Origin of the sequence: Paenibacillus sp. NPDC057886 (genome assembly GCF_042796655.1) — a bacterium.
GTDB lineage: Bacteria > Bacillota > Bacilli > Paenibacillales > Paenibacillaceae > Paenibacillus.
The window spans coordinates 336235-355924 of record NZ_JBHVMZ010000002.1 but is presented as its reverse complement, the minus strand read 5'-3'; the positions used below and the strand labels follow the sequence as shown (position 1 = coordinate 355924).

The following is a 19690-nucleotide window of genomic DNA, read 5'->3' as shown; positions in this document are numbered from 1 at the left end:
ACCTAATTAATTGATTGGCTATTTAATTGCAATACTATTTAATAGATGTCCTATGGTGTTGTATTTCTAGGAAATGATAATGAAGGTAAGGGAGGGACAATAATGACTGGCATAGATCCGGTTGCCCAGAAGCTTTTGTATTCCATCATGCAGTTTAATAAAGGCAAATGGCGGCAACATAAACCACACGGGCGCAATCATAATGAAATCATGGTTCTGGGTTGTTTGCTTCACGGCATGCATCCGGGAGAACGATTGAATTGGCAGGATAATCCGCCTAATTTCAATGATACGATACATTCAAATCATCCTGGACTGAAAGTATCGGAAATCAGTGCTTTGTTGCGTGTGAAATCACCGACGATTACTCCTGTCATTCGGGGGCTTGAAGACGAAGGGCTGGTTGAACGAACCATGGACCCGGAGGATCGGCGCGCAGTTCGCATCACCATTACCGACGCAGGCCGAGAGATTATTCGGGCTGCTCATCAGGAGCGCATGGAGATATTCAATAAGCTCGTTGAGCATTTGGGCGAGGATGACAGCCTGCAATTAGCCGAGTTGTTGACCAGGGTGTATACCTTTTTTGATATGCGGGTTCCCCAGCAGTCCGAAGCACCTACACAAGGAGATGATAAGCTATGATGAAACTGTTTCGCATGCTTAAGCCTTACCGAATCCCCATTTTCTTCATTTTGGGTTTGGTGTTGTTACAGTCGCTAGCCGAGCTGTATCTGCCAACCTTGATGGCGGATATCGTTAATGACGGCATAGTAAAAGGGGATGTTCCGTACATCTGGCAGATTGGTGGCTGGATGCTGGTGATTGCTATAGCAGGCACGGCTTGTTCTGTGACAGCCAGTTATCTTTCCTCCCGTACAGCGGGTGGATTTGCCAAACAGCTGCGCAGCAGAGTGTTCCGCCATGTGGAGAACTTTTCGCTGCAGGAATTTGATAAATTGGGTACAGCCTCGCTGATTACCCGTACTACAAATGATATTACGCAGGTTCAGAACGTATTAACGATGATGCTGCGTATGATGGTTATGGCGCCCATGATGTGTATCGGTGGTATCTTCATGGCGGTATCCCAGGATGCTAAACTATCGACTATTTTCCTGGTTGTCCTGCCTGTCCTGGCTGGAGCGATTGCCCTGATTGGTGCAAAGGGTCTGCCTTTGTTCAAACAAATTCAGAAAAAACTCGACCGACTCAATCTGGTTCTGCGTGAGCAATTAACAGGAATTCGGGTGGTTCGTTCCTTTAATCGTGGGGAACATGAGCGTGTTCGCTTTAATGGAGCCAATACGGATCTGCGAGACGTTTCCATTAAAGTGAATGTGCTCATGGCAACATTAATGCCTGTTATGATGCTGGTGATGAACTTTTCAATGATTGCCATCCTTTATTTCGGTGGACAGCGTATCAACAGTGGGAATATGGATATTGGTTCACTGATTGCCTTTATTCAGTATGCGATGCAAATCATGTTCTCCCTCATTATGGTCTCCATTATCTTTGTCATGATTCCAAGAGCTTCGGCTTCGGCAGAGCGGATCAACGAAGTATTGGATATGCATCCGGATCTCAGCAATCCAGAGCAGCCTCGTCATATGAAATCGCTGCAAGGCACGATTGAATTCAATAACGTGACATTCCGTTATCCGGGTGCAGAGAATGCTGCGTTGTCAGGCATTTCATTTACGGCACGCCCGGGTGAGACCACAGCCATTATTGGGGGTACGGGCTCAGGTAAATCCACTTTGCTCAGTCTTATTCCGCGTTTCTATGATGTAACGGAGGGCAGTGTACGGGTAAATGGAACAGATGTCCGTGAGCTACGGCAGGAAGATCTGAGGGCCAAAATCGGATTTGTACCGCAGAAAGCGGTTCTTTTCACCGGAACGATTGCGGAGAATATCCGCCACGGGAAGGATGATGCTACGATGGAGGAAATTGTTCGAGCCGCTCAAACGGCCCAGGCAGAGAACTTCATTACGGAGATGAAAGACGGTTACGACAGCGTCATTGCGCAGGGTGGTAACAACGTATCGGGTGGACAGAAGCAGCGTTTGTCCATTGCACGCGCACTGGTTCGCCGTCCGGAAGTATATATTTTTGACGACAGCTTCTCGGCTCTCGATTTCAAAACGGATGCCAAACTTCGTGCTGCCCTGAAGTCTGAAACGACTGAAGCAGCAGTGCTAATTGTAGCTCAGCGTGTAAGTACGGTTATGGATGCGGATCGCATTCTGGTTATGGATGAGGGACAAATTGTTGGTTCGGGAACACATAAAGAGCTGCTGGAGCACAATGAAGTGTATCGCGAGATTGTATCCTCCCAGCTGACAGAGGAGGAGATCGCATGAGTGAACGTACAGAACGCAAGTCACCTCGTCCCCCTGGCGGACCGGGTCATCCCGGAGGCGGAATGGGCATGCGGCCTCCCGTGGAGAAAGCGAAGGATTTCAAAGGCACACTGCGACGCTTGATGCGTTATCTTCAGCCCCACAGCTATCGTTTGCTGGGTGTGCTGGTCGCTGCAATTCTAAGTACCGTGTTCAGCATTATCAGTCCAAAGGTTATGGCGGAAGGGACGGATATTCTCAGTAAAGGTGCCATTGCCATCCTTCAGGGTGTGCAGGGTGCCGGAGTTGATTTTCCTGCCTTGATGAAAGTATTGTATCTGCTTGTGGGACTCTATCTGTTTAGTGCAGCTTTTATGTACATTCAGCAATACCTGATGGCTGGTGTAGCTCAGCGAGTTGTGTATGACATGCGTGAGCAGATTAGCGCCAAAGTTGGACGTCTGCCACTGAAATATTTTGACTCCCGTACCCACGGGGAAACATTAAGCCGGGCGACAAACGATGTGGACAACATCAGTAATACGCTCCAGCAAAGTTTGGCGCAGTTCATTACGTCTGTAGTTACCATTGTTGGGGTTATCATCATGATGTTAACCATTAGTCCATGGATGACCCTCATTACCATTTTGACACTGCCATTAAGCGTAGTTGTTGTGATGCTGGTGGCATCCCGTTCGCAAAAACACTTTGCAGGCCAACAGAAATCACTTGGTGAATTGAATGGGCATGTCGAGGAAATGTACACCGGCCATAAGGTGGTCAAAGCCTTTGGACGGGAAGAACATTCGGTAGAGCAGTTCGAAAAAGTCAACGAAGAACTGTATGAATCCGGTTGGAAAGCCCAGTTTATCTCGGGTATTATCATGCCACTGATGACGTTTGTAGGTAACCTTGGTTACGTGCTGATCTGTGTGGTCGGCGGGATCTTTGTTACGCGTGGTGCCATCTCCATCGGGGATATCCTTGCATTCACACAGTACTCCCGTCAGTTCACTCAGCCGATTAACCAGATTGCCAACATCTCGAATATCATTCAGTCCACCATCGCTTCGGCGGAACGGGTATTTGAATTGCTGGATGAAGAGGAAGAGGTCCCAGAGTCTTCGAAACCAGTACAATTGCAGCAACCACAGGGTGCCGTTGCATTCCATGGTGTGAATTTTGGATATAAAGCGGATGAGTTACTCATTCAAAATATGAATATTGATGTAAAACCGGGACAGACGGTAGCCATTGTCGGGCCGACTGGAGCGGGTAAAACAACGCTGATCAACCTCCTGATGCGTTTCTACGAAATTCAGGACGGTCAAATTACGATTGACGGCGTTAATATCGTGGATATGGAGCGCGGCAAGCTGCGCAGCCTGTTTGGGATGGTGCTTCAGGACACATGGCTGTTCAACGGAACGATCCGTGACAACATTGCCTATGGCCGAGAAGGCGCAACGGAAGAGGAAGTCATCCGAGCGGCCGATGCGGCCCATGCCGATCACTTCATTCGTACCTTGCCTGATGGATATGACACGGTGCTGAATGAAGAAGCATCGAACATTTCACAGGGGCAAAAGCAATTGCTGACCATTGCGAGAGCAATTCTGGCGAATCCGGCCATTCTGATTCTGGATGAGGCAACGAGCAGTGTCGATACACGGACCGAAGTGTTCATCCAGAAAGCGATGAATGATCTGATGAAGGATCGTACCAGCTTTGTCATTGCCCACAGATTGTCCACCATTCGCGGAGCCGACCTGATTCTCGTTATGGATCATGGTAACGTGATTGAGCAGGGCAATCATGAGGAACTGATGGCGAAACAGGGCTTCTATGCCGATCTGTACAACAGTCAGTTCACGGAGCAACAGCCACAGGCAATCTGATTGCTGACAGCGTTAAAAATAGCCGGGCACCCTCTGGGTGATCCCGGCTATTTGTTTGTGAATGGTGTGATTCAGGGCAAGATGCAGTGTATCATGCGATGCAATGTACGATGCAAGGGATGGTGCCTCGTCTCCAACGCTAACGAATCGAGGACACCTTATATCGGGGAATAGCGTGGAATGCCAAAGCTAACGAACGGAGCACAGAATGAGGAAATAAAGCGTCTGAGGTTCGTTAAACCGATGGAATGGTGGTAATTGGCCCAATAGCATGTGCTCGGTTCGTTAAACGTGGATTCACTGCTATCACGAATCATTTATTTATTTACTGATCGTCAGACTCCTTCGCAGGTACATCTGCGTTGTCGCTGGATGACGTCTTTACTTCCAGTTTTGGATCTTCGTTTGTCTCCTCAATCGCAGAAGGTGCCGGCTCACCCGGTATCAATTCACGCTGCTCGATCATGCGTTTCACGACCTCATAACAGTCCTCGACATGTTTGTTGCCGACATACCGCATGGCGGTGAAGCTGAGCGCGGCTGCCAATCCCTGACCTGCAAAAGGGACAAATTTGGCGACCGATTTGGTAGCTACGCGTACTCCGACCCTTTTCAGCACCTGTACCACCAGCTCTTTGGTAACCATACGCCCGATGACTTTACTTCCGATGGACATGACGAATCCGTAGATCATGGATTTGGTCTCAGGGTCCATACCGTCGAGCTGCTTTTGCGATAATCCGAATTTATTGTTAATGGCAGGTAGTAGCTGCATGAGCATTCCCACATCAGCCAGGACGTCTGTACCTGGAAGAGGAACGAGTGTTGTACCTGCGGAAGCGGTAGCTCTCTTTTTGACCATGGTGCGGCATTCCTTGCGAACTTGCTCCAATTGTTCCAACGTTGCCGGAATCATAGGGAATCCCTCCATTCGTATATGGTATAGATATAACCGTTTTGACTCGTTTTGAATGGTGTTTATTACAGTGAAAATTGGTGACCTTGGCATATGAGTGTAAAGTAACCTTTTTCCTCAACCGTACGTCTAGTAAAAAAAGGAAATCAGTGAATTGCTATGACGGTATCTGAGTATTACGGATGAGGGGGCATTTCGATGCATGCACGGTTAAGAGTGTTACTGTTATTATGCTGTATAAGTGGGCTGATCATTACGAGCTGTTCAGCAAAGGGGGAACCGAACCAGATGAAATCCAATTCGAATCAGGAGCTATCCGAGTCAGAACGAGAAACTGCTCTGAAAGAGATCGAACCCGAAACAATCCAATCCATGAACACCATGGGGCTGCACATCCTTCAACAGATGGGTACCAAAGAGAAAGCTGATGGGAATAATCTGCTGATCTCTCCTTACAGCATTACGGCTGCAATGGGCATGGCATATAACGGCAGCGTAGGTGAGACTAGGCGAGAGATAGCAGAGGTCATGGGCTGGTCGGGGCTAGAAATGGAGCAAGTGAATGCTTCTCAAGCGGCTTTGCAGCAGTTGTTGACCCATCCGGGAAAAGGCATACAGATCGGTATTGCGAACTCCATGTGGATGAAGGACGGAATCCCGGTAGAGGAAACGTACCAAACAACGGTACAGCAAACGTATGAAGCCGAGATCAGGACACTCAATGGACAACCAACACAAGCAAAGGAAGAGATCAATCAATGGGTGAAGCAGCACACCGAAGGCATGATTCCAAACTTGATGCAGGAGCCGCCTGAAAAGGAAGCCCTGATGATTCTCGTGAATGCCATCGCATTTGATGGTAACTGGATGGATGAGTTTGACCCGGAATACACGACGGACGAAGAATTCAAGCTGGCAAATGGAAAGGGGCTTTCTGTGCGGATGATGCATCAGACAAAGCAGTTCCAATATTCGGAGAATGAGGATTGGCAGGCGGTTAGGGTGCCTTACGGAGATGGCCAGATGCATCTGCTTGTCGTTTTGCCGCGAGAGGGACGTACGCTGGATGAGATTCAGCAGCAGTTGCTGGATGACCCAAAACGGCTTGATCGCGGCTCCGAATACAGGTTAGTTGAGCTGTCCTTGCCACGTTTTCGTGCGGAGTATGGCATGAGCCTGAAAGAGACGTTGCAGCAGATGGGGATGGATATGGCCTTTGATCCTTATGCCGCTAATTTCACGGAAATGATTTCTCCAGGGCCGAACTTGCAAGCATACATTGGTCAGGTACTGCATCGTGCGGTGATGGAGGTGAGCGAACAAGGTACCGTAGCAGCGGCTTCAACAATAGTGGGAATGGAGGCTGGAAGTGCTCCACCCACAGATTGGATCAAAATGGAGGTCAATCGTCCATTTATGGTTGCTGTAGTGGATAAATCCACTGGAGCATGGTTATTTGCCGGTAACGTAAACCAACCGGATGAGATTCCCTCCCAGTAGCAAGTAGTCTTCGTTATCCAAGTCTGCTGACGTGTCGCTCTCGGAATTCATTCTCCAGCATGCTCATCTGAATGGCATCGTGGTATTGATGATTGTAATACAAGGCATCTCGCCGTACGCCTTCGCGCTGAAATCCGAGCTTTTCATATGTACGAATGGCTCGCTGATTGAAGGCGTAAACTTCCAGCTCGATTCGGTGCAGGTTGCATATGCCGAAGCCATAGTCCAACATAAGCAGCAATGCCTCGCTGCCATAGCCTTTTCCTTGATGCTCTGTATGATCAATGGCGATCCGAATGTGCGCACTGCGATTCTTGGTATGTATGTCCATGAGGGCAATGTCACCGATGATCTCGTCATTCTCCTGCAAGGCAATCAGCAGCATCAAGCGTGAGTCATCCTGGGCCGCATTTTCAATGTAGCGTTCTACTTGGGGGCGGGTGAAGCTGTTTTGTGTCCCGGTGAGTCTGCGCATCTCGGCGTCAAACAATCCGGGGAAATAGGCATCAACGTCAGTCGATTCAAATGGACGCAGATAGATACGTTTCGTTTCCAATAGACGGGGGATGCGTGGGGATAGTGTTGGTTGGGACATGGGTTATTCCTCCTGTGGTTTCAAATCGTCATGCCATGAGTATAGCTGATTACTGTATACTTCCAAATATACAGTTTGGACAAATTCAACAGGACAGATGAGGTGCAAGTCATGAATCAATTGCCGAAACTGGAGGGAAACGACAGCATCCCAATCTACGTACAGCTCTCGAATCACATCAAAAAGGAAATCATTCAGAGGGAACTGGTGGAGCATAACAAATTGCCTTCTGTACGCAAGCTGGCCGAGATGCTGGGCATAAGTACAACTCCCGTAGAATGGGCATACCAACAATTAATCGCCGAAGGTTATGTATACAGCCAGCCGCGAAGAGGATATCGGGTGCGTCCCATGACAGATAGTTACAGGAAAATTCAAATTCCGGTGGGAACCGAGCAAAAGGATATGCAAATTCCTGAACACCACCATAACGAACGAAAAATAGAGCGAAATGCGATTCGCCCAACAAGAGTGGTCGAATTTGATTTTCACATGTCACGCAATGACTTCAGCCTGTTCCCGTTTGGCAAGTGGCACCAGTATGCGAATCGCATCTGGCGCGAAGAGGCAGAAGAATTATTGTTCTACGGAGATCCACAGGGCGAGTGGGGCCTACGCTGTGAAATTGCTAATTATCTTGGACAGTTCAGGGGCGTAAACTGTTCTCCAGAGCAGGTAGTATTGGGTGCAGAGCAACACTTGTTAATGTGTTTGCTTGTGCAGACGTTAACTCACGCGAATGGACTACAATCTATAGGCGTAGAAAATCCGGGCTATCGGCTGCTGCCGGGCACATTCCGAAATTATGGTTATCAAGTGGTTCCAATCTCCCTAGATGATGCAGGATTAGATATATCAAAACTGGATCGTTTGGGAGTGAAAATAATAAGTGTCTCACCTTCGCACCAATTCCCTCTGGGCATGACCATGCCTATTGCCAGAAGATTGGCTTTACTGGACTGGGCGGAGCAAACGGGGGCATACATCATTGAGGATGATTATGACGGCGAATTTCGGTATCATGGACGACCTATTCCTTCCATGCAGGGTTTGCGAGAGGGCAGTAGGGTGATTTATATGGGCGAATTCTCCCAAGTTCTCGCACCTGCACTGTGTGTTCATTATATGGTACTTCCCAAGAAGCTGATGGTATCCTTTCGGGAAATGTACAAGACGATCCTGTTTGAACAGTCAGCTTCACGTCTTCATCAGCGCACTTTGGAAATGTTTATGCATGAGGGAGAATTGGGTAAACACATCCGTAAAGTGCGCAACGTTTATAAACGCAAACATGACTTGATCATTCAGGCAATTCGACATTATTTCGGAGAAAAGGTTGAAATAATTGGTCAGAATGCCGGGTTTCATCTGGTGCTCAGAATTGGTTCAACACAAACAGCCGCGGAGCTGGTGGCTGCGGCGTTAAGCGCTGGTATACAGATTAGTTCAACAGAATACTTGTGGACGGATGGGAGTGAACCAGCAGATGGCAAAAGGGAATTTATTATAGGGTTTGCTGGTATTGAGACGGAACGCATTGAGCCGGGCATCGCCGCATTGGCAAAGTCCTGGAGAGATCTTTACGCCTTGTGAGCGGCTCCGTCCAAAAATAAAGCTACCAGTTCACGTGACAGATCGGCAATGGTCGCATGCATGTCGCGCACGCCTTCACGGTTTGCCAACATCAGCAAGGACGTGAACGCGTGGGCAAGCAGCATCGGATTAGCAGATCGCAAATAACCTCTGTCCATCTCCCGCTTGAAGTGGGTGGCGAGGACTTCATAGATGCGGACTTCGGCATCACGGATCTGGGCGAGCTGATCTGCATCCAGATAGGTATTGGCTTCACGCATCATGGTCTCGGTATCGACGTGGGAGTGTTGCATCCGTCCTTCCGCAACTTTTTCCAGCCGCTCTTGTAATGTACCGGGTGCATCCATACGAAGAGCTGTTTGCTGCATGCCCATGGCCATCATACTGGTGATGGCGACGGTGAATAGCTGTGGTTTGCTGGAAAAATGATAATAGATCGATGCTTTGGTCACACCGCATAGCGTGGCAATTTGCTGGAGAGAGACGGGCTCATACCCGTATTCCATAAATAGCCGCGAGGCGGTCATCAGTATTTTCGACTGGGCTGATGCCTGATCGGCACCGGCCTTGGGCCTGCCCGGTGAGCGGGGAGGGTTCGTTTTTTTGCTCATGGTTGTATACCTCTTTACTTATCATGTTGGCTGTACAAAAGTGTTCATAAAATTAGTATTTGCAATATTAACCTTCCGGTATATATAATTAAGTCAATTATACTATGACCCGTGGTTCATTTCTATATTTATCACATAAAAACGGCTTCATAGAACCAAAATAGGGAGATGAAGAGACAATGCAAGAAGGTTCGGGCTACGGCCGCTGGGTTGCCGGCAAACGAAGCAAATGGATTACACTGTTGGTATGGATCATCATCGCGGTTGTTCTTGGTGTGGTGTGGCCTGCTGTAGGTGACCGTGAAACGAATAACGCGCAGGATCTGAGTGATTCCAAGCCATCGGTACAGGCAGCAGCGGTTGCCCAGAAAGAATTTCCCGGCGGCGAAGGAGTTCCTGCTCTCATCGTATGGCGTCAAGCTGGTGGGCTGACGGATGAACAAATTAAGAACATTCAGGCGTTAACCGAGCGACTGGATCAAGATCCGGTGGAGCAGCAGCAATCGGTGGTACCACTATATCAGTTGCCGCCACAAGCTCTGAAAGGCCAACTTTCGGAAGATGGAAGCACCTTGGTTATGCCACTCTTTTTCAATCAGGAAGCTGATTCTTCACAGTTGAAGGAAGGCATTGAAGCACTTGAGCAGAAAACGAAAGACATTTTCGGTTCCGACCCGTTCGAAGTTGCCATTGATGATGCTAACGCATTAAGTGCACGGGTGACAGGTCCGGTGGGGATATCCATTGATGCGAGTGGACTGTTCTCATCCGCGGATGTATCTCTGCTGATTGCAACCGTTGTGCTCGTATTGGTGCTGTTACTGCTAATCTACCGTTCGCCTGTACTGGCGATTATCCCGATTATTGCGGTGGGGTTCGCCTATATGGTCACCAGTCCGATTCTCGGATTTATGGCGGATCAGGGCTGGATTACGGTCGACGCGCAGTCCATTTCTATTATGACAGTGCTATTGTTCGGTGCAGGAACGGACTACTGCCTGTTCATGATCTCCAGATTCCGTCAAATTCTCTATCATGAGCCGGATAAAAAGAAAGCACTCTTCCAGGCGATTACCGGATCGTCCGGTGCGATCGCCATGAGTGGATTTACGGTCGTTGCGGCACTGCTTGTGCTGCTGTTCGCAGAGTACGGTGCCTATCACCGTTTTGCCGTACCATTCAGTCTGTCCATCTTCATCATGTTTATTGCGAGCCTGACGCTGGTTCCGGCATTGCTGGCGATCTTCGGTCGGGGTTCATTCTACCCGTTTGTACCGCGTACGCACGACATGGAAGTGGAACGTGCGAAGAAAAAAGGCAAACCAGCGCCTGCTCCGCGCAAAATCAAGGAAAGCTGGATTGGCCGTACCGTGGTAACCAAACCTTGGACAGTTCTGGCGATTACGCTGGTGCTGTTGGGTGGACTGGCTGCTTTCTCTAGCCAAATCAAATTCACGTATGACTTGCTATCGTCCTTCCCAGAGAATGTTGCATCCCGTGAAGGTTTCAAAGTCATTGGAGAACAGTTCTCGGAAGGTGAACTCGCTCCGGCGAAAGTGATTATCGATACAGAGGGCAACGAGACGGATCTGAAACAGCGTCTGGAATCGCTGGATTACGTAAGCAAGGTGGGTGACGAACAGCAGGGTGCCGAGAATGCAAACATTACCGCCTATGATGTAGAGTTCAATCTCAATCCATACTCCATGGAGGCGATGCAGCATATCCCGGATCTGCGGGCAATGGCCGAACAGGCGTTAACAGACGCCGGAATAACAAGCGTGGACAGCCACGTCTGGATCGACGGTCAGACGGCTGAACAGTATGACATCGAAGTCACCGGAGAGCGGGATGCCAGCATCATTATCCCGGTGGTGATCGGAATGATCACGTTGCTGCTGCTGTTATACCTGCGTTCCGTCGTAGCGACGGCGTACCTGATTGCGACAGTAGTACTATCCTACTTCTCCGCACTGGGTCTGGGTTGGCTCATTATTCACTATGGGCTGGGGGCAGACGCCATTCAGGGAGCGATTCCGCTGTATTCCTTCGTATTCCTTGTGGCGTTGGGTGAGGACTATAACATCTTCATGATCTCAAGCATCTGGCAAAAACGAAAAACGATGCCCTTTCGCCAAGCAATCAAGGAAGGCGTGGGTGAAACGGGATCTGTTATTACTTCCGCAGGTCTGATTCTCGCAGGTACGTTTGCCGTATTGGCAACACTGCCGATTCAGGTGCTGGTGCAGTTCGGTATTATCACGGCTGCGGGCGTCCTGCTTGATACGTTCCTTGTTCGTCCTTTCATGGTACCAGCCATTACAACGTTGCTAGGCAAATGGGCTTTCTGGCCAGGCAAGTATGTGCCTGTTGCAGAGAAGGTCAAAGAGAAACAAAATCAATCTATGTAATAAAGGATGGATTCAGACAAGGACAGTGAGGCCACAAGCCTGCTGTCCTTATCTTTTTACCATTTTCAATACTGGAGGTTAGACGGGGCAAGTTCTGAGATGGAATGGTGAAACTGTAAAATATCCGCAGAATAAGGCGTGTTTCCTGCTTTCTTTATGTGTGGAAGGTTTACGTAGCCAAGGGTTTTGGGACATAATAGAGGTAACGTCAGCCACAGGCAGACGGACGGGATGAACATCAATGGGACAACCAGGGGGAAGGATGAAAACAAGCATGACGAACCAACTTAATGTGTACTTTAACCATGACGGCGGCGTGGATGACCTCGTATCGCTGTTCATGCTTCTGCAAATGGACAATGTAAATGTAACCGGTGTATCGGTTATTCCGGCAGACGGATATCTGGAGCCAGCTACAGATGCCAGCCGTAAAATTATCGATCGCTTCGGCACATATTCCGTAGAGGTAGCGAAATCCAACTCCAGAGGTAAAAATCCGTTTCCTGCGGCGTGGAGATTGCACTCCTTCTATGTAGATGCACTTCCAGTATTGAACGAATCCGGCAAAATGGAAGCTCCTTTGTCTGCCGTTCCGGCTCACCAGCATCTGATTGAGAAAGTGCGCAACACTGAAGGCAAAACGCTGCTCCTGTTCACAGGACCGCTGACTGACCTCGCGCGTGCACTGGACGAGGCACCAGACATTGAAGAGAAAATCGACAAGCTTGTATGGATGGGTGGTACGTTCGAAAGAGGGAACGTCGAAGAGCCTGAGCATGATGGTACAGCAGAATGGAACGTATTCTGGGACCCGGAAGCGGCTTACCGTGTATGGCAGAGCGGCATCCAGATTGATCTGGTAGCCCTGGAAAGCACAAACAAAGTACCTCTGACACCTGCTGTACGTAACCGTTGGGCTGCAGAGCGTCGCTTTGAAGGCGTTGACTTCCTGGGTAACTGTTACGCAGGATGTCCGCCACTGGTGTACAGTGAAACGAATTCCACGTACTATCTGTGGGATGTGTTGACTACGGCTTCCGTTGGACGTGAGGACATCGTGAAGAAGAAAACAGTGAACTGTACTGTTATCCCGGATGGTCCAAGCCAAGGCCGTACGGTGGAACAAGCAGATGGACGTCCAGTACAACTCGTGTATGATACCGATCCAGAAGCGTTCTTCACATACATGACGGATTTGGGCAAAAAAGCTGCTCCGCAGCGTTATTAATTCAGGCAGCCGCGAGGCTAGCCTCCATTAAAAGGACAACAATAAAAAGCCGCAGGCAGAGTGAACAGGAATGGGGTAATTCCCATGTTCCCGTTCCCTGCCTTGCGGTTTTTTTTGTATTCATCTGGTGGGCTCCATTGATTGCCCATCTGCAATCGAATTTATATTTTGAATCGGCTTATCAACCCGTTCAATTCACTGGACAACATACGAAGGGATTCTGCAGACGTGCTCATCTCATCCATCGATTGCAGCTGCCCGTCAGTTGCAGCGGAAACCTCCTGAATGCTGGAAGAGGACTTGCGCGAGATATGTTCCATATCCTCAACGGAAGCGGATACTTCTTCTGCACTGGCGGAGAGCTGCTCGGAAGCGGCGGACACTTCGTGCAGACGTTCATTCATCGTCTCAATGCCGGAATGAATGGACGTGAACGAACGTCCTGCTTCCTGAACAACAGCAAGACCGGCCTGAACTTCTGAGGTACTGGCTGACATATGCGAAGATAAAACGGCAGTCTGGCGCGTAATTTCGGCGATCAGTTCAGTCACATGGTGGGACGATTGCTCCGATTCCCCGGCAAGCTTCCGAACCTCGGAAGCAACAACGGCGAATCCACTGCCATGTTCCCCGGCACGAGCAGCTTCAATGCTTGCATTCAATGCCAGCAGACTGGTCTGGGAAGCGATACCCTTCATCATGTGGGCTACCGATTCAATTTTGCTGGAGTACTGCGCAAGCTGGGAGGTGGAGGTTTCCATCTGGGTGTTGGCCTGATGAATTTTGTCCATGCGGTCGATCGCTGTGTTGATGTTGGTCTGACCCTGTATCGCGTTATGGGTCGTCTCCTCGGATACATCAGCCACCATGGAAGAAGAATTAGCAATATGCTGCATACTGCGTGTAATTTCCTCCATCGCTACAGTAACTTCTCCCGCGCGTGCAACCTGCTCCGCGGCGCCTTTGGCTGTGTGGTCAGTGTGCTCGGCAATGCGCTGGCTGGCTTCCGCTGTCGCTTGCGCGTATCTGGATACTCCTTCGGCTGCTTGCAGCAGGGAATCGGAGCTTTTGCGGATGCCCGTCATGACATCCCGTGTATCCGTGACCAGATGTTTGAACTCCGAAGCCAGCTGTCCAACCTCATCTTTTCGTCCAAGGTCGACATCAACGGTCAGATCCCCTTTGCCTACCTCAGCAATGATCTTCTTCAGTTTCACCAGAGGACGGGTCAAATAATGAGCAAATCCATAGACCAGCAGCACGCTGAGCAATACGATGGCAAGGGCAGTCCAGATCATGGTCATCCGATTACGTGTCATCAGCTCGTAGACGGCGGTGGAGTCCAGGTCGGCACCAACCAGACCAAGCAATTCCCCATTGGCCCCATGAATCGGCACATAGGCTGTAATTGTTGCGCCGTATTCATCCTGGGTCAGATCGCCCCGGAAAGGTTCGTTTTGTTCAAAGGCTTGCAGCATTCCTGCATATTGATTCTCTTCAGGGGACCCGTATGGCGAGAAATCATCCTCTTCCACATCCGGAGCAGCGCCATCCACCACGTAATAATACGATGCGGCTCCATTCTCTTCACGCTTACCAAGTGTATACAGATACTTCAACCCATTGGCCTGACGAAGCTGGCTGAATTGTTCGCGCAATGTGTCGTAATACTCGGTTTGATCCTGTCCTGTACTTAGCGGCGCATACAGGGAGGTGTCGATGGATTGTGCTGCCCGTTCGGCAACAGCCTGTGCCTGCATGCCCATCGATTGTTCAACCAGCTGTGCAGATGAGCGATACATGGTAATGCCAAGAACGGCTCCTGCCGCCAGCATCAGACAGGAAAAAAATAAAAAGATACGCATAAACAAACTGTTCATTAGTAGAAATGTTCCCCCTTGATATGTAGGACTATAAATTCTTATATTGAAGCTGGATGAATCGTCTTATTGGAACTGCGTTTCCTTCTTTGCTAACGTACGTATATGTATTTCATTTCTATTTAAAATATCGGCATCTGCATGATAAAGAATTAGCCCCCGGATCAAGTAGATCAGGGAGCTTATCTTGTTTGAAACGTATAAATGGATATCCCATCCCATGGACTCCCCATGATTGCAGAAACCATTTGCTGTTGTTACTACAAAGAGGTCATTACATCGTCCCGCCACCCTGACGAATGGAGGCAGGGATCTTCTCTGGTCCCTGATTAATATATTTATTAATAAAGGTTCCTACTTTGGCATCATCGAATTGGTCCAGCTTCATCGTTTTGGTCCATGCCGTCACGACGACCTCACTGCCATTGGGAATGTCCTTGTTCGGTACAGCGAGAATACCTGATCCAGCTTTGCGGAACTTGGCAAGATACTTCAAATGCTCTTTCAGCTCATCACTTGCGTTCTCACGATAATAAATGATGATATCCCCATGCTCCAGATTATGTACCAGGTATGGATAGCCGGGGAAATCGGTGTAAAATCCAAACTTGATATCATGCGGGTTATGAGGCCCCGACGTCGGGATGGTCATCTCATATTGAATCGGTTCTTCCGTATGATCGGCTCCGTAGTATTCATCGTCGGTCACGTCGATCGCAGCACCAGCATTCAGATCCGTAACATCATACTTGGTAAGTGCGCCCTGCATGAAGAAAAGAACAAACGCAATGATCGACACCCCCAGTAGTGCATGAGCAGCCAGGCGGATGGATCGGGTTTTCTTTTTAATCAAAGCTCGTTCATTCTTCTTCATATGTGCTAGTACAGACTTCTGGGTGCGTGAAGACCAGATATAAGCTGCGATGGAGAGCAATAGAACGACTGCCCCAATGATAAGCCACAGGTAGGATGTGCCTGCCTCGTGGTCCATTTGCATATGATTCATGTCCATATCGATTTCCTCTGCCTTCCTTAATAAGATGGATGAATTTTACACTACATTATGTAGTGTTGATGACAATGGTACAGGTCCCATATAAGCATGGAGTGTTTCTCACCTCATATCCTTACGTAAAAAAGAACATACCTTTTACACTACACATTATAGTGTATGAAACGTAACGAGTGCAATCCGCTGACGTTGAAAACCAAAGAAGGCCCTCCTCGCATAAGCGGGAGAGCCTTCGTAAGAGCTTTTGAACTAGATACTACAGACGACCGTATGGAGAATACATCAGGCCAATCAAGCCAATGATCGTACCGCCGAGCAAGCGATAAAGCATATAAAACAAAACAACGTTGGCAATCAGCACACTGTACATGCTGTCGATGGCTGCCTTGGTCCGGTTCAACGGGTACTGGAACAGCACCGCGTTAAGCGATACAAAGATAATCAAATACGAGACAACAAGGAAGAAGATAGCGATGGAATACGAGATAACAATAAACAGATTTGCCAGAACCAGCGACGCTACAGCTGGAACGAGTAATGTACCGAACTGGGCAACCAGCGTTTTGGGACGGAACGTTATTTTTTCAATCTTCAATATGGCATAGATCAATGCGATCGCAACAATCAAGGTAATGGCGGTGAACAACAGCGGTCTGATAAACCCGCCAATGAACAATCCGTCCACATCCATCCGGCCGAATGTAATCAAAACGTATGTAGAGGATAGAATCGCAATCAGAGCCATCGTGATCCAGCCGTTAAGGGAATGCTGTTCACCGACGGTTTTCATGGTTTGATAAGGACGGGTGAGCACACTAAGGAAATAGGATAGATACTGTTTGCTTACTTCTTTGGCTTGCTGAACTTTCTCATTTTGTACGATGTTGTTCCACTGATTGGCGTTGTTGTCTCCTGAAGATGAAGGGTCATCTGTACTGGAAGAGTCGGATACATGTTGTACAGATCTGGGAGCAGAAGGTGTGTTGGATGAAACGGGAGTGTGAGAAGATGTCGCCTGGGTACTCGACCAACGGGTATATTCGGGTTCGGCAGCAGCCGATTGTTGATCCCGAGCGGTATCTGCAGTAGGGGAGGAAGGAGTCAGATTAGAACCGCACCTCTCGCAAAAACTGGCATTTCCATTTTCATGATTACATACTGGGCATTTCATGGCATGAGCCTCCAATTTCATAAATTAAGATCATATAGACATTTTGTCTCATTTTAACGGTTGATGACGAAGTTTGTCTATGTTTTCAAAGGAATTAATACCCGGTATTTTCCACCTGAGGATGGGATTAAACCGATCCTCTTATTTTCATATTGACATAAGTATACGCTGGAATTATGATGTCATTACCGAAATTGATAATCATTATCATTAAATGAACGTTAATCCAAGGGTTTGTACTCATCGACATATTAATCGCAGGAGTATAGACAAATCAGTCTAACCAATGGGGAGTGTATCGTGTTGAAAAAAATATTGGCATTGCCGGCTGTTGTGCTGGCAACTTCGGTTTTACTCGCCGCTTGCGGCAATAATGAAGCTGCTTCGGACAAGCAGGCAGAGACATCTGTTGCTCAAAGCGAAAATCAAACTTCCACAGAAACCACGGATGCAGCAGATCAGGAAGCGGCCGGGAGCGATTATACAACCGCAGTGGATGGCTATCGCGTGTTTGCAATTGAGCAGATCGATGAATTCGTGAAGCAAACGGAGAAGTTCACGGACGCCGTGAAAGCTGGTGATCTGGAGACTGCCAAATCATTATATGCACCAGCTCGTATGTATTATGAACGCATTGAACCGGTAGCCGAGGCACTTGGGGATCTGGACCCGAATATCGATGCACGTGACGGAGATGTGGAGGCTGCCGACTGGCGCGGATTCCACCGGATTGAGAAGGCACTATGGGAAGACAAGACGACCGAAGGCATGACCGAATTTGCGGATACCTTGTTAAGTGATGCGAAGCTCCTGCGTGCCAAAGTCGAGACGATGGACATCGATGTGAGTCTGATGGTAACGGGTGCGGTAGAACTGCTTAATGAGGTTTCCTCCAGCAAGGTAACCGGTGAAGAAGAACGTTATTCCCATACGGATCTGTATGATTTTGCAGCGAATGTAGAGGGAGCTCGCGAGATCTATAACCTGCTCAAGGATGATTTGGCTGCCAAAGACAAAGATCTGAATCAGCAGATAGCGGACCGATTCGATGCGCTCGAGAAAGAACTTGCTCCATTCAAGGATGGAGACGGGTACGTTTCCTATGAGAAGCTGAAGGATGAAGAAGTGAAGAAGCTGAGTCAGAACCTGGATGCATTGGCCGAGCCGCTGTCGAACATGGGACAGGTACTGGGAGTGTAGAACGATGACTAAACAGAACAAGGATTCGCTGAAAAAGCCGTTGTCACGGCGTGAAATGCTGAAGCTGACCGGCGTGGCCGGACTGGGTCTGCTCTTGGGCGGAGGCGGTACCAGCGGTCTGATGGCGCTGGGCCGCAAAAGCAGTCCGGCGGCATTGGCTGAGACCACGCCGGACAAAGCACTGCTCTTCTATGGCAAGCACCAGGCGGGTATTATTAGCCCGGCTCAGGATTTCATCTGCTTTGCCGCCTTTGATGTGACGGCGGGAAGCGCGGATGATCTCCGCCGTTTGTTCAAGAACTGGACGGCGGCTTCCGCTGCCATGGCCGTCGGAGAGATGATAGGCGAACATAATACAACGCTGAATACGCCGCCGACCGATACGGGCGAAGCGGCAGGCCTGACACCGTCACGAACCACGTTGACGTTTGGTGTGGGGCCCTCTTTGTTTGACGGGCGCTTCGGGCTGCAGGGCCGGAAGCCCAAGGGCCTGCGCGATCTGCCGGCATTCGCCGGAGATGCGCTGGACCCACAGTGGTGTGGTGGCGACCTGTGCGTGCAAGTCTGCGCAGACGATATGCAGGTCGCCTTCCATGCCATCCGCAATCTCGCGCGCATCGCACGCGGGCATGCGGTATTGCGCTGGACGCAGGAAGGTTTCCAGCGCACAGGCCGAGCTGACCCTGCCGGTGGAACACCGCGCAACTTGCTCGGCTTCAAGGATGGCACCGGCAATCCGGATACCACGGATGCCGTGCTGATGGACCAGACCGTCTGGGCGCAGCCGGCTGACGGTCCGGGGTGGATGGCCGGCGGCAGCTATATGGCCGTCCGCCGGGTTCGCATGCGTGTGGAGGTATGGGACCGCTCCACACTGAAAGACCAGGAGGCGACATTTGGACGCCACCGGGACAGCGGAGCGCCGCTCGGTAGCCGCGGCGAGTTCGATCCGGTGGATCTGCAGGCCAAGTCTGCCGATGGGCAGCCTGTCATTCCGGCAACGTCACATCTGCGTCTCGCCAAGGGTGACGGCAGTCAGCAGATTTTACGCCGCTCCTACTCGTATTCCAGTGGACTTGATGCCAAGACCGGACAGCTGGATGCAGGTTTACTGTTCATTAGCTATCAACGGGACCTGGAGAAGCAGTTTATTCCGATTCAGGAACGACTGGCAAAGAACGACAAGCTGAACGAATATACCGTGCACACGGGCAGTGCTGTATTTGCCTGTTTCCCCGGGATTACGAATGGCGGATATATTGGCGACACCTTGATCTAATAAAAGGTTAGACGGCACTGAACGGTTTCAGAGGAATGGGGAGGATGA

General features: G+C 49.4%; 15 protein-coding genes. 9 read left to right on the top strand and 6 right to left on the bottom strand.

The genetic code is table 11. The annotated features are described in order from the left end of the window. Positions 1-102: 102 nt before the first annotated feature. From ACFVQB_RS08670 to ACFVQB_RS08660, 3 genes are read left to right on the top strand one after another with little or no spacing between them, the layout of a single operon-like run. Positions 103-645 (top strand): MarR family winged helix-turn-helix transcriptional regulator, encoded by a 543-nt coding sequence (locus tag ACFVQB_RS08670; protein WP_379437055.1) that lies wholly within the window; start codon positions 103-105, stop codon positions 643-645. Continuing rightward, positions 642-2369, top strand: a complete 1728-nt coding sequence (locus ACFVQB_RS08665) for an ABC transporter ATP-binding protein (RefSeq protein ID WP_379437053.1) — start codon at positions 642-644, stop codon at positions 2367-2369. Before ACFVQB_RS08670 ends, ACFVQB_RS08665 begins: the two co-directional genes overlap by 4 nt. Next, entirely contained in the window at positions 2366-4246 is a 1881-nt protein-coding gene (locus ACFVQB_RS08660) for an ABC transporter ATP-binding protein (RefSeq protein WP_379437051.1), read from the top strand. Before ACFVQB_RS08665 ends, ACFVQB_RS08660 begins: the two co-directional genes overlap by 4 nt. 325 nt (positions 4247-4571) lie before the next feature. On the opposite strand, the gene ACFVQB_RS08655 is transcribed toward ACFVQB_RS08660, so the two are convergent. Beyond that, positions 4572-5162: a hypothetical protein gene (locus ACFVQB_RS08655; RefSeq protein ID WP_379437049.1), complete on the bottom strand. Its 591-nt coding sequence runs from the start codon at positions 5160-5162 to the stop codon at positions 4572-4574. Positions 5163-5450: 288 nt separating this feature from the next. On the opposite strand from ACFVQB_RS08655, the gene ACFVQB_RS08650 reads away from it, so the two are divergent. Beyond that, positions 5451-6662 (top strand): serpin family protein, encoded by a 1212-nt coding sequence (locus ACFVQB_RS08650; RefSeq protein WP_379437047.1) that lies wholly within the window; start codon positions 5451-5453, stop codon positions 6660-6662. A 13-nt stretch (positions 6663-6675) separates the two neighbouring features. Here ACFVQB_RS08650 and ACFVQB_RS08645 read toward each other — a convergent pair whose 3' ends face one another. Further along, positions 6676-7257, bottom strand: coding sequence for a GNAT family N-acetyltransferase (locus ACFVQB_RS08645; RefSeq protein WP_379437044.1), 582 nt, complete (start codon positions 7255-7257; stop codon positions 6676-6678). A 111-nt stretch (positions 7258-7368) separates the two neighbouring features. Here ACFVQB_RS08645 and pdxR point away from each other — a divergent pair, with 111 nt between their 5' ends. Next, positions 7369-8850 (top strand): MocR-like pyridoxine biosynthesis transcription factor PdxR, encoded by a 1482-nt coding sequence (gene pdxR, locus ACFVQB_RS08640; RefSeq protein ID WP_379437041.1) that lies wholly within the window; start codon positions 7369-7371, stop codon positions 8848-8850. Here the strand turns inward: pdxR and ACFVQB_RS08635 are convergent. Further along, complete coding sequence (locus ACFVQB_RS08635; RefSeq protein ID WP_379437038.1) at positions 8838-9461, bottom strand: TetR/AcrR family transcriptional regulator; 624 nt, start codon at positions 9459-9461, stop codon at positions 8838-8840. The genes pdxR and ACFVQB_RS08635 overlap by 13 nt on opposite strands. Positions 9462-9640: 179 nt before the next feature. On the opposite strand from ACFVQB_RS08635, the gene ACFVQB_RS08630 reads away from it, so the two are divergent. Further along, complete coding sequence (locus ACFVQB_RS08630; protein WP_379437035.1) at positions 9641-11872, top strand: MMPL family transporter; 2232 nt, start codon at positions 9641-9643, stop codon at positions 11870-11872. 274 nt (positions 11873-12146) lie between these two features. Next, positions 12147-13100, top strand: coding sequence for a nucleoside hydrolase (locus ACFVQB_RS08625; RefSeq protein ID WP_379437032.1), 954 nt, complete (start codon positions 12147-12149; stop codon positions 13098-13100). Between the two features lie 161 nt (positions 13101-13261). On the opposite strand, the gene ACFVQB_RS08620 is transcribed toward ACFVQB_RS08625, so the two are convergent. The 3 genes from ACFVQB_RS08620 to ACFVQB_RS08610 all read right to left on the bottom strand — a co-directional run bounded on the left by ACFVQB_RS08620 (position 13262) and on the right by ACFVQB_RS08610 (position 17163). After that, positions 13262-14980, bottom strand: coding sequence for a methyl-accepting chemotaxis protein (locus ACFVQB_RS08620; RefSeq protein WP_379437029.1), 1719 nt, complete (start codon positions 14978-14980; stop codon positions 13262-13264). 274 nt (positions 14981-15254) lie between these two features. Next, complete coding sequence (locus ACFVQB_RS08615; RefSeq protein ID WP_379437026.1) at positions 15255-15992, bottom strand: thioredoxin-like domain-containing protein; 738 nt, start codon at positions 15990-15992, stop codon at positions 15255-15257. A gap of 256 nt (positions 15993-16248) precedes the next feature. After that, on the bottom strand, positions 16249-17163 hold the full coding sequence (locus tag ACFVQB_RS08610) for a hypothetical protein (protein WP_379437024.1): 915 nt from the start codon (positions 17161-17163) through the stop codon (positions 16249-16251). A 303-nt stretch (positions 17164-17466) separates the two neighbouring features. On the opposite strand from ACFVQB_RS08610, the gene efeO reads away from it, so the two are divergent. After that, positions 17467-18363 carry an iron uptake system protein EfeO gene (efeO, locus tag ACFVQB_RS08605; RefSeq protein ID WP_379437021.1) on the top strand — a complete coding sequence of 299 codons (897 nt, stop codon included), beginning with the start codon at positions 17467-17469 and terminating at the stop codon, positions 18361-18363. 4 nt (positions 18364-18367) lie between these two features. Next, on the top strand, positions 18368-19642 hold the full coding sequence (efeB, locus tag ACFVQB_RS08600) for an iron uptake transporter deferrochelatase/peroxidase subunit (protein WP_379437018.1): 1275 nt from the start codon (positions 18368-18370) through the stop codon (positions 19640-19642). Positions 19643-19690: the final 48 nt, after the last annotated feature.

Coding starts and splice junctions, on each gene's coding strand:
- ACFVQB_RS08645 (WP_379437044.1), bottom strand. CDS start 7,257: ATGTCCCAACCAACACTATCCCCACGCATCCCCCGTCTATTGGAAACG.
- ACFVQB_RS08655 (WP_379437049.1), bottom strand. CDS start 5,162: ATGATTCCGGCAACGTTGGAACAATTGGAGCAAGTTCGCAAGGAATGC.
- ACFVQB_RS08670 (WP_379437055.1), top strand. CDS start 103: ATGACTGGCATAGATCCGGTTGCCCAGAAGCTTTTGTATTCCATCATG.
- ACFVQB_RS08625 (WP_379437032.1), top strand. CDS start 12,147: ATGACGAACCAACTTAATGTGTACTTTAACCATGACGGCGGCGTGGAT.
- ACFVQB_RS08620 (WP_379437029.1), bottom strand. CDS start 14,980: ATGAACAGTTTGTTTATGCGTATCTTTTTATTTTTTTCCTGTCTGATG.
- pdxR (WP_379437041.1), top strand. CDS start 7,369: ATGAATCAATTGCCGAAACTGGAGGGAAACGACAGCATCCCAATCTAC.
- ACFVQB_RS08635 (WP_379437038.1), bottom strand. CDS start 9,461: ATGAGCAAAAAAACGAACCCTCCCCGCTCACCGGGCAGGCCCAAGGCC.
- ACFVQB_RS08615 (WP_379437026.1), bottom strand. CDS start 15,992: ATGGACATGAATCATATGCAAATGGACCACGAGGCAGGCACATCCTAC.
- efeB (WP_379437018.1), top strand. CDS start 18,368: ATGACTAAACAGAACAAGGATTCGCTGAAAAAGCCGTTGTCACGGCGT.
- ACFVQB_RS08630 (WP_379437035.1), top strand. CDS start 9,641: ATGCAAGAAGGTTCGGGCTACGGCCGCTGGGTTGCCGGCAAACGAAGC.
- ACFVQB_RS08660 (WP_379437051.1), top strand. CDS start 2,366: ATGAGTGAACGTACAGAACGCAAGTCACCTCGTCCCCCTGGCGGACCG.
- ACFVQB_RS08610 (WP_379437024.1), bottom strand. CDS start 17,163: ATGAAATGCCCAGTATGTAATCATGAAAATGGAAATGCCAGTTTTTGC.
- ACFVQB_RS08650 (WP_379437047.1), top strand. CDS start 5,451: ATGAAATCCAATTCGAATCAGGAGCTATCCGAGTCAGAACGAGAAACT.
- ACFVQB_RS08665 (WP_379437053.1), top strand. CDS start 642: ATGATGAAACTGTTTCGCATGCTTAAGCCTTACCGAATCCCCATTTTC.